General features: G+C 63.6%; 16 protein-coding genes. 11 read left to right on the top strand and 5 right to left on the bottom strand.

All coding sequences use genetic code 11. The features are described from left to right. Positions 1-26 precede the first annotated feature (26 nt). The 8 genes from C453_RS16125 to C453_RS16090 all read left to right on the top strand — a co-directional run bounded on the left by C453_RS16125 (position 27) and on the right by C453_RS16090 (position 5,782). Positions 27-242: a DUF3311 domain-containing protein gene (locus tag C453_RS16125; RefSeq protein WP_008326076.1), complete on the top strand. Its 216-nt coding sequence runs from the start codon at positions 27-29 to the stop codon at positions 240-242. Beyond that, positions 242-1,741, top strand: a complete 1,500-nt coding sequence (locus C453_RS16120) for a sodium:solute symporter family protein (protein ID WP_008326074.1) — start codon at positions 242-244, stop codon at positions 1,739-1,741. Before C453_RS16125 ends, C453_RS16120 begins: the two co-directional genes overlap by 1 nt. Before the next feature lie 84 nt (positions 1,742-1,825). Then, the gene (locus C453_RS16115; protein ID WP_008326072.1) at positions 1,826-2,110 is read left to right on the top strand and encodes an amphi-Trp domain-containing protein; all 285 of its coding nucleotides are present in this window, start codon (positions 1,826-1,828) and stop codon (positions 2,108-2,110) included. A 67-nt stretch (positions 2,111-2,177) separates the two neighbouring features. After that, positions 2,178-2,651 (top strand): GNAT family N-acetyltransferase, encoded by a 474-nt coding sequence (locus tag C453_RS16110; protein WP_008326070.1) that lies wholly within the window; start codon positions 2,178-2,180, stop codon positions 2,649-2,651. An 88-nt stretch (positions 2,652-2,739) separates the two neighbouring features. Then, on the top strand, positions 2,740-3,537 hold the full coding sequence (locus C453_RS16105; protein WP_008326069.1) for a YqcI/YcgG family protein: 798 nt from the start codon (positions 2,740-2,742) through the stop codon (positions 3,535-3,537). Further along, a complete protein-coding gene (locus tag C453_RS16100) occupies positions 3,537-4,127 on the top strand; it encodes a cysteine hydrolase family protein (RefSeq protein WP_008326067.1) in 591 nt (196 codons plus the stop codon). The genes C453_RS16105 and C453_RS16100 overlap by 1 nt, the downstream gene beginning before the upstream one ends. 62 nt (positions 4,128-4,189) lie before the next feature. Then, positions 4,190-4,576 carry a hypothetical protein gene (locus C453_RS16095; protein WP_008326064.1) on the top strand — a complete coding sequence of 129 codons (387 nt, stop codon included), beginning with the start codon at positions 4,190-4,192 and terminating at the stop codon, positions 4,574-4,576. Positions 4,577-4,660: 84 nt separating this feature from the next. Beyond that, positions 4,661-5,782 (top strand): putative sulfate/molybdate transporter, encoded by a 1,122-nt coding sequence (locus C453_RS16090; RefSeq protein ID WP_008326062.1) that lies wholly within the window; start codon positions 4,661-4,663, stop codon positions 5,780-5,782. Positions 5,783-5,862: 80 nt separating this feature from the next. On the opposite strand, the gene C453_RS16085 is transcribed toward C453_RS16090, so the two are convergent. After that, a complete protein-coding gene (locus tag C453_RS16085; RefSeq protein ID WP_008326059.1) occupies positions 5,863-6,054 on the bottom strand; it encodes a hypothetical protein in 192 nt (63 codons plus the stop codon). A gap of 167 nt (positions 6,055-6,221) precedes the next feature. On the opposite strand from C453_RS16085, the gene C453_RS16080 reads away from it, so the two are divergent. Both C453_RS16080 and C453_RS16075 read left to right on the top strand, forming a co-directional pair. Further along, positions 6,222-7,148, top strand: coding sequence for an HFX_2341 family transcriptional regulator (locus C453_RS16080; RefSeq protein WP_007542667.1), 927 nt, complete (start codon positions 6,222-6,224; stop codon positions 7,146-7,148). A 165-nt stretch (positions 7,149-7,313) separates the two neighbouring features. Beyond that, the gene (locus C453_RS16075) at positions 7,314-7,736 is read left to right on the top strand and encodes a DUF6789 family protein (RefSeq protein ID WP_008326056.1); all 423 of its coding nucleotides are present in this window, start codon (positions 7,314-7,316) and stop codon (positions 7,734-7,736) included. 65 nt (positions 7,737-7,801) lie between these two features. Here C453_RS16075 and C453_RS16070 read toward each other — a convergent pair whose 3' ends face one another. Both C453_RS16070 and C453_RS16065 read right to left on the bottom strand, forming a co-directional pair. Continuing rightward, positions 7,802-8,857, bottom strand: coding sequence for an enolase-like domain-containing protein (locus C453_RS16070; protein WP_008326054.1), 1,056 nt, complete (start codon positions 8,855-8,857; stop codon positions 7,802-7,804). Between the two features lie 160 nt (positions 8,858-9,017). Beyond that, entirely contained in the window at positions 9,018-9,782 is a 765-nt protein-coding gene (locus tag C453_RS16065) for a DUF1405 domain-containing protein (RefSeq protein WP_008326052.1), read from the bottom strand. A 121-nt stretch (positions 9,783-9,903) separates the two neighbouring features. Here C453_RS16065 and pdxS point away from each other — a divergent pair, with 121 nt between their 5' ends. Beyond that, positions 9,904-10,812 carry a pyridoxal 5'-phosphate synthase lyase subunit PdxS gene (pdxS, locus tag C453_RS16060; RefSeq protein WP_008326050.1) on the top strand — a complete coding sequence of 303 codons (909 nt, stop codon included), beginning with the start codon at positions 9,904-9,906 and terminating at the stop codon, positions 10,810-10,812. Between the two features lie 105 nt (positions 10,813-10,917). Here the strand turns inward: pdxS and C453_RS16055 are convergent, their stop codons facing one another. Further along, a complete protein-coding gene (locus tag C453_RS16055; protein ID WP_008326048.1) occupies positions 10,918-11,409 on the bottom strand; it encodes a universal stress protein in 492 nt (163 codons plus the stop codon). Positions 11,410-11,542: 133 nt separating this feature from the next. Beyond that, positions 11,543-12,424 carry a homoserine kinase gene (locus C453_RS16050; RefSeq protein WP_008326047.1) on the bottom strand — a complete coding sequence of 294 codons (882 nt, stop codon included), beginning with the start codon at positions 12,422-12,424 and terminating at the stop codon, positions 11,543-11,545. Positions 12,425-12,462: the final 38 nt, after the last annotated feature.

Below are 12,462 nucleotides of genomic sequence, written 5' to 3'. Positions count from 1 at the left end.
CCGGTTATCAACTATCGTTTCCAGTAATGACGAGAACGCGCACCGATTACCTCTGGATTGCGACTTTCGCAGTCCTCGTGGCGCTCGCCGTCCCGTGGTTTCTCTGGGGCGATAGCCGCGTGTTCGCTGGCCTCCCACTGTGGCTCTGGTGGCACATCGGCTGGATGTTACTGACTGCTGCGGTCTTCCACCTGTTCACGCGCCGGGCGTGGGACCGCGGGATGGGCGAGGTGAGCAACTGATGGTCTCCGCGCTCGGCATCCAACTCGGCGTCGTCGGCGTGTACCTGGTAGTCGCGCTCGCTATCGGGCTACTCGCCTACCGACTGACCAGCAGTGACGCCGAGGATTACTACCTCGCAGGGCGCTCTATCGGCACCGTCGTCCTGCTGTTCACGACGTTCGCGACGCTGCTTTCGGCCTTCACGTTCTTCGGCGGGCCGGACCTCGCGTTCCGCGCTGGACCGGAGTGGATTCTGGTCATGGGCGTCATGGACGGTGTGCTCTTCGCCATCCTCTGGTACGTCGTCGGCTACAAGCAGTGGCTCGTCGGCAAGGTCCACGGCTACGTCACGCTCGGCGAGATGCTCGGCGACCGCTTCGGGTCCAAGCGCCTCCGCGCCTTGGTCGCCGGAATCAGCCTCTTTTGGCTCTTCCCGTACGTGATGCTCCAGCAGATGGGTGCTGGCGAGGCTATCGTCGGCCTCACGAACGGTGCCATTCCCTACTGGGCGGGTGCCGCCGGAATCACGGTGTTCATGATTGCTTACGTCGTCATCGCGGGACTCCGCGGCGTCGCGTGGACTGACACGCTCCAAGGGCTGTTCATGCTCGGTGTCGTCTGGCTCGCCGTCGGGTGGGTCGCAGTCGCGGCTGGCGGGCCAACCGCGCTCTCGAACGCGCTCGCGACCAACAAACCCGAATTCCTCGCACTCGGCGGCGGTCTGTACTCGCCGCAGTTCATCATCTCCACCGCCGTCACTATCGCCTTCGGCGTGGCGATGTTCCCGCAGATAAACCAGCGTTTCTTCGTCGCCAAGTCCGGCAAGGTTCTCAAGCGCTCGTTCGCGCTGTGGCCCGTGCTCGTCGTCTTGCTGTTCGTGCCAGCGTTCCTCCTCGGGACGTGGGCTGCCGGGCTCGGTATCTCCGTTCCCGAGGGCGCGAACGTCCTGCCAGTCCTGCTCAACGAGTACACGCCGGTCTGGTTCGCTGCGCTCGTCGTCGCCGGCGCGATGGCGGCGATGATGTCCTCGTCGGATTCGATGCTTCTCTCGGGGTCGTCGTACTTCACGCGTGACCTCTACCGGCCGTTCGTGAATCCGAGTGCGACCGACGCCCGCGAAGCGTGGCTCGCCCGCATCGGCGTCGCCGTGTTCGCGACGCTGACCTTCGTCGCCAGCCTGTTCCGCCCCGGAACGCTCGTCGAAGTCGGTGACACTGCATTCGGCGGGTTCGCACAGATGGCGCTCCCCGTTATCGTTGCACTCTACTGGCCGAAGACGACGCGCTCGGGGATGTTCGCCGGTATCATCGGGAGTCAGGCGTTCTACCTCGCGCACGTGTTCGTCCCGCCTGTAGACCTTGCCGGTGTGACGCTCTTCGGCGCGACGTACCTCACGTGGGACTTCGCCCTCTGGGGCATGCTCCTCTCGGCGCTGTTGACCGTCGGCGTCTCCGTGCTCACTGTCGCTGCCCCCGAAGAGAACCAACAGCGGTTCTCTGAGGGAATTCGCGCCGACTGAGGTCGGCGACCACAAACACCCTCGCGTTCCTCCGAATTGGGAGGCGGGGGAGGATTAATCTCCTCGGACGCCGTCTGTTGTTCTATGCCTGAAGAAGTCCTCTTCAAATCCGAGAGCAAGCAGTCGCGCGCGGACATCGCATCGTACCTCCGAACCGTCGCCGACAAACTCGACGCCGGCGATTCGATTACGCTGACCGCTGGCGACCAGTCCGTGACGCTCGACCCACCCACCTCGCCGACCTTCGAGGTGAAAGCTGAACGCGAGGGACCGACCGGCCGTCCGGGCGAACTGAGTATCGAGTTCGAACTGGAGTGGGACGAAGACGGCGGCGATGGCGGCGGGTCCGGCAGTCTCGAAATCGAATAAGCGAACCGTCGCCGTTCATCGAGAGAAACAATAGATTTTTGACACACAGTCGAGTGGTCGAAGACCAATGGACGTCCGGCCCCTTCGACCCGACGAGGTCCCCACGTTCGTCGACGACCTCTGGCTCCCGTTCGCCACTGAGATGGGTGACCTCGACGAGTACGACGCCCTCGCCGGTGACGAGTACGTCCGAGTCAATGCACTCGCGTATCGTCAGGCGCAGCTTGCGGACGAGGACGTACAGACGTTCGTTGCCGAAACCGATGGGTCGCAGACGGGGTACACGACTGTCTCGTACTCGGAGTCACCGCCAGTGTTCGACCGCGGGGCGACGGCGAAGGTGACTGAACTGTACGTCGAGCCGGACGCTCGTGGTAGTGGTCTGGGGACGGCACTTCTCGAACGGGCACACGAGTGGGGCGAGAGACGCGGGTGTGAACACGCGGAGCTGTCTGTCCACACCCGCAACGAGACGGCACAGGCGTGTTACGAAGCAGCGGGCTACGAGACGCGGTACCTGAAAATGGACCGACAGCTCTGAGTCGACGTCGACAAACACCCGTCGTTTCGAGGGGGTGATTCGGGTAGTAAACCCGAACTCTCAAATCGTCACACGCCAACTCCCGCGCATGAACGAGTCGGGACTGCAAGTGCTCATGGAACAGGACGTGCTCCGCCGCCGCATCGACGATGGCGACCTCCCCGAGTGGGCGGTGAAGCACTACGAGACGTTCCGCGAGACGATGCTCGGCGAGCGCGACGGTGCACCATTCCCGTGTTACTTCGGGGTCGAATCCGAGCGCAACGGCGACGCACTTTACACGTTCGTCGAGTCCTCGACGGACAAAGACGCCCTGCTGGCGCTTCGCGACAACCTGCTCGAGTACCTCGACGTGTATCGAGACTACTCGGACGCGTGCTCGCTCGTCACGTTCTTCAAGCCACCCGAAGAGGACCTGACGGAGGCCGATTATCACGAGCGTCTGTGGCACATCCTGCAGTTCCTCCACGTCAACGACCCCGAACCGTGGCCGGAAGACATCCCCACCGACCCCGACACCCCGACGTGGGAGTTCTGCTTCGGCGGCGAGCCTATCTTCCCGACGACGCGCGCGCCGTTCTACGACGAGCGACTGAGTCGCTACTGTCCGTGGGGCCTCGAAATTACGTTCCAGCCCCGACCGCTCTTCGATGGCATCACTGCCGACACCGAGGCCGGACAGAAAGCTCGTGCGGTCATTCAGGACCGCATCGAAGAGTACGACGGCGTCTGTCCCCACGCCGACCTCGGCGACTGGGGCGTCGACGGCGACCGTGAGTGGCCGCAGTACATGTTCTCCTCGGACGAGTCACAGGCCCCCGACGAGTGCCCGATTCGAATCACCCGCGAGCACCCGAAGGTGCCGATGGCACCGGCGGACGACTGATGGCTGACGACGACACCACACCGACACCGGGGCTCGAACTCCCCGAGGACGCTGTGCTCGTCTGCATCGACATGCAGGTCGGCTTCGACGCGCCGGGCTGGGGTGACAGAAACAACCCCGAAATGGAAACCCGTATCGCCGACTTGCTGGCGGCATGGCGCGGCGTGGACGCTCCCGTGGTGCACGTCCGCCATGAGTCCACAGAACCCGACTCACCGCTCCGCAGCGATGGCGAAGGTTTCGACTGGAAGCCCGAAGCCGAACCCGTCGAGGGCGAACCGGTGTTCACGAAACACGTCAACAGCGGGTTCATCGGCACCGACCTCGAAGGATGGCTCCGCGAGCGCGACTACGACACGCTCGTCGTCTGCGGCCTGACGACCGACCACTGCGTCTCGACGACGACGCGGATGGCCGAGAACCTCGGATTCGAGGTGTATCTCCCGTCCGACGCGACCGCGACGTTCGACCGCGAGGGGCCGGACGGCGAATCCTACTCGGCCGACGAGATGCACCGAACCGCGCTGGCGCATTTGAACGGCGAGTTCGCGGCGGTAGTACCGACGGAAGCAGTGTTGCAGGCGCGGTAGGCCGACTTACGCGCCACAATAATGTCGGTGGATTTACACCGTCACTGGGTGAGGTCACCCGTGTGAAACGACGGTTTCTCTTCGGACTCGGCGTGTTCGACATGGTCGTTCTCGCCCTCCCGATAGCACTCTTTGGCTCGCCCGAACACCTCCACCAATGGGTCTGGATGGGCGGGTTCGCCATGGCCGGACTGCTCTTGATTACCGCCGCACTGCGCGACTCGGTCGGCGTCGGAGCAGCATCGCTCGACTGGCACGTCGTCGCAGGCCTCGGATACCTCTGTTTCGGCATCGGGATGGTCGCAAACGTTGCGCCAGAGCTCGGTGGAACGCGCGGAGACGTCTTCTTCGGCGCGCTGGCCATCGTCACAATCGTCCCCATGATGGTCTTCATGGGAATCGACTTCATCCGTGGCGGCGTCCACCTCGACATCTCGAAGTGGGAGTAACTGAATCCAGTTTCAATTCACTCTGTCTGCGCACACCTATCGTTACGCAAACATATTTGCAGGAATCCATCGTACTGTGTCTGGATGGCCGTATCGCTGCCGTATCGCGACGAACTCGCCGTCGATTTCGCGTGGAACGAGTTCACCGGTGCGGTCGGTGATTCGGTTACGGTCCTCCCCATCGTGGTCGCCGTCGCACGGCTGACCGACCTCTCGCTGACGCTCGTCCTCGTCTGGTTCGGTGTCTTTCAGATCGTGTGGGGCCTGTACTACGCGGCCCCGCTTTCGGTCGAACCGATGAAGGCGCTCGCGGCCCTCCTCCTCGCCGAGACAGTCACCACTGGTGAGGCGCTCGTCGCCGGTCTCGTTCTCGGTGTCACCCTCCTCGCTATCGGTCGAACGAACTCACTCGGCCGACTGAGCCACTACATCGGCGCGCCCGTCGTTCGCGGCGTCCAGTTCGGCGTCGCACTCGTTCTCCTCTCGACGGGCATCGAACTGGGTGTCGGCGACCCGCTTTTGGCCGGTGTTGCGGTCGGCATCGCCGCCTTCGCGGCTCTCGCCCGGCGCTGGAATCTGAGCGCTCTCGCCGTCCTCGTGGTCGGTGCCGGGATTGCAGCGTCCGACGTTGGAACGCTCGGACTCACGATTCCGTCGCTCGGCGACAGCGCGCTGTTCACGCCTGCAACGTTCACGCTCGCGACTGTCACCCTCCCGGCGTTCGAAGCGGCGGCCGCCCAGTTGGCGATGACCGTCGGCAACGCCGCCCTCGCGACATCGGTCCTCCTCTCGGATTACTTCGACCGCGACGTGTCGGCCGACGAACTCGCCTCCAGCATGGGCGTGATGAACCTCCTCGCGGTCCCCTTCGGCGGCCTTCCGATGTGCCACGGCAGCGGCGGGGTTGCCGGGAAATACGCCTTCGGTGCCCGGACTGCGGGCGCGAACGTGGTGTTGGGGGTTGGATACGTGCTCGTCGCCCTGTTTGCCGTGGACGTTGCGGCCGCGTACCCGGTTTCGATGCTCGGCGTCGTACTTGCGATTATTGGGGTACAGTTAGGCCGGACGAGTCTTCGGGAGGTTGGGGTCGGTGCGTCCCCGTTTGTCGTCGCGATTGGGGTCGTTGGCGTGGTGGTGAATCTGGGAGTGGCGTTTGTGGGTGGAGTTGGGGTTTGGTTGGTGTGGGAGTGGTGGAGTGGCGATTGAAGCCCTGCGAAGATGTGACAACGAGAATCTGCTGTGGAATTACTGTCAGTCGAATCGTGGTCTCACGAGTGGGTCGGAACTTACTGCTTCGATAATTCGTCTTTCTTCGTGTGGACGATTAGTGTCAAGACCACACCGAATGCGGTCGTCAACAGGCGGAGTTGGTTGAGACTGACGCTGGTAGAGAGCTTCGTGAGTGCGGCCACGAAGACAATCCCAAACAGGAGACACGGGAGGATGACGTACACCGTGAGCGCCTTGTTTCGTTCCATGGGCGACCTGCAGTAGTGTCAGCAATAAAATTACTTTCCTTCGCCTCTCTGTGGAGTCGTTCGTCGGGTCCTCGAACTCCACGGTGCAGAAGAGACACACCGCCAGCGCCCGGCTCACCGACCGACAGTCTGGCCATTTTTATAACTGCCACACCACCGTTCAACGTATGCAGACGCACATCGTTCCCGTCGGGTTCGACTACGACCGACTCATCGCGCCGCTCATTCGCGACCAGTTGGACGTCGACCGCGTCATCCTGCTGGAGGGGGCCGTCGGGAGCGAGGCGAACGTCGAGTACTCGAAGGACCTCTCTGGAAAACTCGAAAAGGACTTCCAGAACCTCCTCGGCGCGGAGACCCACCGGGTCGTCGTCGACGACGTGTACGACTACGACGCCGCCTTCGAGCAGGCGTACGACCTCATCAACGCGGAACTCGACGCCGACGACGAACTCCGGGGCGACGACGACGAACCGGGCGAAGTCTGGGTCAACGTGAGCGCCATGCCGCGGCCGGTCTCCTTTGCCTTCGCGACCGCCGCGCACTCGATTATGGTCGAACGGCAGGCCGACCGCGAGCGCATCCACACCTACTACACGGCCCCGGAGAAGTACCTCGAAAGCGAACTCGCCGAGGAGTTGCGCACGGGGCGTGACCTCCTCGAAGACATCCTCGAATCCGGCGAGATAGACGACGAGCGACTCCGCGAGCGAATCGAGAGTTCGTCGGACCTCCTGGCGGAGTTCGACGAGCGCGGAACCACAATCGGCGCGAAGCAAATCGACGACCGACACATCGTCGAACTCCCGGTCGCGTCCTTCTCGAACGTCAAGCCCTTCGAGGAAGTCATCCTGTTCAAACTCGGCGAACACGGCGAGTTCGGGTCCGTCTCCGAACTCGCGGAGGCGCTCGCCCGCGAGATGAACGAGGAGTACACCGACTCCTTCCGGTCGAAGGTCATCTACAACGTAGACCGCCTCGGTCCCGGTGGCAAAGGCTACATCGAACAGCAGGAACGCGGGAAATCCTACCGAACGCGACTCTCGCGCATCGGTGAGTTGTGGGTGCGCGCCCACGCCGACAGCGACGAGTAAGCCGCGTGAACCAACCCATGGGCGGAACGATGTGCAAGACGGGACGGGGCTGTGCGTTCTGGTCACTATCGTGTATATAAGCCTAGGGGCGCGGTGCATCCGGCAAACCGTGCCGCCTCGCGCTTAATCGGGTTCCGCCCCCAGTTTTAGCCGGGTGAACAACACGTGGCGTCGATACTCGCAGGCCTCGTCGGTGGGCTGCTCGCGACCGTAGTCATGACCGCCTTGATGATGACGATGGGAGACGATTCTCCGCCGCCGACTGCGGCCTTCTGGTCGAAGTACGTCGGCGACGACCCCCCGGCGGAGTACATGATGCAAGGCATGGCCCTGCACTTCCTGTACGGAACCGTCGCAGGCATCGTCTTCGTGCTCGTCGTCCCGCTAGTGCTGAGCGTCTCGACGCTCACTGCGGGCATCATTGCTGGCCTCGCCTACGCAATCGTCCTGTTCGTCGTCGCCGCCGTGTTCTGGATGCGACTCGTCCTCGGCATGCAAGCCGATATGCAACAGGCGGTCGGCTTCCTCGTGTTCCACCTCGCGTACGGGCTGGTACTCGGGGGCGTCGTCGGCCTCAACGTCCTCTAAGCTGGCACGGACGCACGTCGTTCACCCTTCCTGTACACCTTCCCCCATCCCTCATTTTTTGGTCCTCAGAAGTCGAGCCCCGCTGAACCTTCGCTCGGCGTGAGTGGACTCGTCGGCAACCCTGCCGGTGGTTCCGGGAGGTTGAACTCTCGGGGCGCAACGTCGTTCGGCCCGTCGGGGTAGAACACCGACGCGAGCAACTGAATGTGGTCGCGGCCGACGTCGAGTTCGAACTGACCGCCGCCGTAGAGTGACATCCCTCGTTCCTCGGCGTACTCGATAGTTTCGAGGAGCGATTCGACGGTTCCGAACCGCGAGGGCTTGATGTTCAACCACGAGGGCTCGAACGGGAGTGCTTCGACCGATTCGACGCCCGTAATGGGTGCGTCCCACGAGACACGGTCTTCCGCACCGTCGAACACCGGGCGCGTTTCGTCGGTAAAGGCCGGGTCTTCGACGACGGCCTCGGGGAACCCGGTGACGACTCGCTCGTACAGTTCTGGGTCGGGGTCTTGGTCGACGTCCGTGCCTTCGTACTGGCCTTTCAAGTCGAGGATGCGGACACAGTCTCTCTCCGAGAGCGACTCCACGAGGTCGGCGTCCCAGTCGCTCGTCGGGTCGAGTTTGAACTCGCAGTCGGGGTCACGTTCGAGGAGCATCTCGACGCGGTCGGCCGACGGTGGGTCGCCGAGACGTGTGCTCACGACGAACCGGACCGGGTCGCGCTCGCGGTCGAGCACGCTCGCGAGGTCTGTGTCGTTCTGGCGGAGTGCGAGGTCGAGCCCGGCCGATTCGAGCGCCCACCGTCGGTAGTGAAGCGAGGGTTCGCGCTCGGGAACTTTCGTCGGAAAGAGGTCGGTCCCGTCGAGTGCGGCCGAGAAGTTGACGAACGAGTCGTACGACCCGACGATGTCGAACACGTTCCCGGGCGTCTTGGTCAGCGCGTCGTGGTCCTCAACGTCGTAGGTCACGTCTTCGCCTCGCCCCGTCTCGCCCTCCCCGGAGAGCTTGAAAACGGTCGTCTTGCGGTGAAAGCCACTCGACGTGTCGCTCTCGAATTGCTCGCGCGAGACGGACTCGATGGTGAGCGGCAGGTCGGCCACGCGGTCGAAGAGAGTCATTGCGCGGCGATTTGCACGCGACGAGCAAAAGGCTAGTCCGGGGTCGTATCGAGTTCGGAACCCCAGGGCCGTATCGAGTTCGGAACCCCAGGGCCGTATCGAGTTCGGACCCCCGAGCCGTATCGAATCCAGAGGCGTCAGGCGGCCCGCCAGCCCCGACTCACGCGAGACCGCCGAGTTCGAGCTTTTTCACGCGAGTTGCGAGCGCGAGGAACGTCGCAAAGAGCGTCAGGAACACTGCGCCGGCGGCCGCGACCTGAAGCACCGTCGTCCCGTAGGCGGCCGCCGAGTCAGCGACCGGGAGCGCCGTGTGGTGCGGGTCGCCGACGAGTGGAACGAAGTAATCGACGAGGTCGTTGAAGCCGTACCACGCGACGGCGACGGCGACGGCGCGAATCGGGAACGCCGAGTAGCGCTGGATGAGGAACGCCTGGACCACCATGGCGAGGTGGCTGAAGAACAAAAACAGATACATCGGGAACCACGTGACCGCGAGGAACGAGTCGGCGAAGGCCGCGAGGACGAACGGCGTCCACAAGCCGAGCTTCCAGCAGCCGAAGAAGGCGAGCGCGTTTATGTACTCGTTCGAGCGTCCGAGTTTCCAGAGCGCGAGCGAGAGAGCGATAAAGAGTGTCGCCACCGGGCTGTCGGGGACGAACGGCCACATCACGAGTGGTTCGCTGGCGAACTGCAGTTGGACGATTGGGTCAGAAAACGGGTGGATGCCGTAGTACCAAAACCCGAACGCGGTGCCGACGAGGTTGATGGCGACGACCAGCCACGCGACGTTGAGGCCGAAGTTCTCCAGCCACGTGGGAAGCGGCGCGAGCCACCACGGCAGGTTCGTGTTCGGTGGGAGGTCGTCGTCACCGAAGAGGCGTCTCGGGTCGTCGAGTATGCGGCGCAGTCGCGTCGCCTCGTCCATAACCGGGCGAAAGCGTGGCCGAGTAAAAGCGGTGCCGGTCTTCCCCATGCGGCCGCCGCCCGTGGGAGTGACTGACGACCGGAAGCGACCGCTTAAGTGTACCCAGTCGCAAGCCAGAAACATGGCAGAGGAGACCGACCTGGAGGAACTCCGGCGCGGGACGGAACTCGTCAAGCGCGGGTTCGCCCAGATGCAGAAGGGCGGCGTCATCATGGACGTCGTCGACGCTGAACAGGCGAAGATTGCCGAGGAAGCTGGCGCGGTTGCCGTCATGGCCCTCGAAGCCGTTCCGGCCGACATCCGCAAACGCGGTGGCGTCTCTCGCATGGCCGACCCAGAGAAGGTCAAAGAAATCATCGACGCCGTCTCCATCCCGGTGATGGGGAAGGCCCGAATTGGCCACTACACCGAAGCGCAGATTCTCGAATCTATCGGCGTGGACATGGTCGACGAGAGCGAAGTTCTCACCCCCGCCGACAACGACTATCACATCGACAAGCGCGAGTTCACCGCCCCGTTCGTCTGCGGTGCTCGCAACCTCCCCGAAGCGCTCCGCCGCATCCACGAGGGTGCTGCGATGATTCGCACGAAGGGCGAAGCCGGCACGGGCGACGTGAACCAGGCTGTCACGCACCAGCGCACTATCAAGAACCAGATTCGCACGCTGACGGGTCTGAACCACGACGAGCGCGAGAAGTGGGCCCGCGAACACGAAGCCCCAGCCGACCTCGTCCACGAGACGGCCGAGATGGGCCGCCTGCCGGTCGTCAATTTCGCCGCCGGTGGCATCGCGACGCCTGCCGACGCCGCGCTCATGATGTACCACGAGTGTGACGGTATCTTCGTCGGCTCCGGTATCTTCGGCGCAGAGGACCCAGAGACGATGGGCAAGGCAGTCGTCGAGGCGGTCAACAACTGGGACGACCCCGACAAACTCGCCGACATCGCCTCCGGCATCGGCAAGGGCATGAAGGGCGAAGCGAACGTCGACATGCCCGAAGAGAAGAAGCTGCAGGGCCGCGGCGTCTAAGCCGAGTTCTTCACTTTCTATTCGTTCGACGCATCACAGAGCGAAGCCGCCCGCAATCGAGCAGTTGCTCCGGGGTGGCTGAGAAAAGAGAACTAGTCGTCTGTCTCAGGCGAACAGCTCGCGGTCTTCTTCCGCTTCTGCTTCGTCTTCTTCGCCGAGGAGGACGGTGACTGGCCCGTCGAACTGCAGCATCAGCGTCTGCGTCAGGTCGCGCGAGATGAGCTTTCCGGCTGGCGAGCGGCGGCGACCCGAGATGAACAGGTGGTCGCACGCTTCCCACTGCGCCGTCTCCAGCACGGAGTCGACTTCTGGGCCGATGTCGGCGACGATGCGGTAGTCGACGTCGAGTCCGTCGAGGGCTTCGCGAGCGACGCGGTCCGCACGGCGACGCGCGGATTCGGTCGCTTGGTCGATACCGTAGACGACGTCCGACGAACCAACGTCAGCGAGTGCCGAGCGTGTTCGCTCGAACTCCTCGCTGGGTGTGACCGTGAGGACGACGAGTTCCGCTCCACTGCCGGCGGCGAATTCACCGGCTTCTCGGAGGATGCGCTTCGACCGCTCGTTCGGCGAGACGACGACGAGTGCTCGTTTCATACCCACAACGTCTCGCGTTAATGAGAAAAGTCTTCTCGGAATCGTGCTAGCACGAGCCATGTCAATTCGTTCCAGTAGCTTACAGCGCTGAATACGGGACCATAAACGGAACGCACGTCTGTCTAACTACTACTCAGAATTCGAATATTTCTGCGCCACTGCCGACGCGAGTCTTGTAGGCTTGGGCGGATACGTCGACGTCGTCGAAGGCTTCGAGCATCGCGGCGGCGACGCGGGTTCGGTCGTTCGAACCGCAGACAGCGAGAATCGACGGGCCTGCCCCGGACACAGTCACGCCGTCTGCTCCGGCGGCGAGTGCAGCGCTGCGGACTTCGTCGTAGCCGGTGATGAGTTCCGCACGCGCTGGCGTGACGACTCGGTCGTCCATTCCAGCACCGACGAGTCTCGGGTCGCGGCGGCACATTCCCACAGAGAGCGTCGCTGCGCGCCCGACAGTGTGGACGAGGTCGTCGATACTCGCCTGCTTCGGGACGACTCGGCGCGCGTCCCGCGTCGAGACGACGATTTCGGGGAGGCACGCGACGAGCGGAATGTCTGCGTCGATGGTGGTGACGCCTTCGTCGGTTGCGACGGTGAACCCACCGAGGAGCGCAGGCGCGACGTTGTCGGCGTGTGCCTCGCCGGAGACGACCGCTTCGCCTTCTGCGGCGATTGGGACGAGTTCCTCACGCGAGAGGCCGCGGTCGTACAGTTCGTTCAGTGCGAGGGCGGCGGCCGCGGAACTCGCTGCCGACGACCCGAGCCCAGAGGAGGGTCGAACACCCTTGTCGATGCGGATGTGCGCCGGTGCGTCGAGCGCCTCGGCGACAGCCCCCACGACGTTGCGGTTCGGGTCGGTGGGGATGTATTGGCTGCCGACGCCGGTCACTTCGATTGTTGTGCGGTCCGCTCGCTCGACGTGAACCACGTCGGCGGGACGGTCGAGTGCCACACCGAAAACGTCGAACCCGCTGCCGAGATTTGCGCTCGTGGCGGGTGCGCGGACCGTAACCATGCCCCGCTGTTGCCGTATCGCAGATAAAAATGTGGCGA

This window comes from Haloferax elongans ATCC BAA-1513 (genome assembly GCF_000336755.1).
GTDB classification, from domain to species: Archaea; Halobacteriota; Halobacteria; order Halobacteriales; family Haloferacaceae; genus Haloferax; species Haloferax elongans.
The sequence above is the reverse complement of the archived record's forward strand: the minus strand, read 5'-3'. Positions and strand labels throughout refer to the sequence as shown.